The organism is Enorma timonensis, from assembly GCF_000321165.1.
Lineage (GTDB): Bacteria > Actinomycetota > Coriobacteriia > Coriobacteriales > Coriobacteriaceae > Enorma.
On sequence record NZ_CAPF01000118.1, the window covers coordinates 1 to 500 of the forward strand.

At 65.2% G+C, this 500-nt stretch carries 1 protein-coding gene; it reads left to right on the forward strand.

All coding sequences use genetic code 11. The features are described 5' to 3' along the window. Positions 1-500: SIS domain-containing protein (locus BN423_RS10505; protein ID WP_019240200.1), on the forward strand; the 500-nt coding region annotated here is incomplete at both ends.

The following is a 500-nucleotide window of genomic DNA, read 5'->3' on the forward strand; positions in this document are numbered from 1 at the left end:
CTACTACCTCGCCGACTGCTTCGGCCTGCGCCTGCTCTACCGCCGCGGCTGCTTCCCGAAGTACGACCTGTTCATCGAGCAGACCAAGGACATCTGGGCCGACCTGCTCGACATCCGCAAGAAGTTCGAGCCCAGGGCCGAGGAGCTCGCGAAGAAGTACGCCCTCGCGCCCTACACGATGTTCATCGGCTCCGGCGCGCTCTGGGGCGAGACGATCCTGTTCGCCATGTGCATCCTCGAGGAGATGCAGTGGAAGCGCACCCGCTACATCACCTCCGCGGACTTCTTCCACGGCACGCTCGAGCTCGTGGAGCGGGACGTCCCGGTGTTCCTGTTCAAGGGCGAGGACGAGAGCCGCAAGCTCGACGAGCGCGTCGAGGCCTTCCTCACGAACTTCGCCGACCGCACCAAGGACGAGGACGTCGTGGTGATCGACACCGCCGAGTACGCCATCCCCGGCCTCGACGACGACTTCCGCGTCATCGTCTCGCCGTGGATCC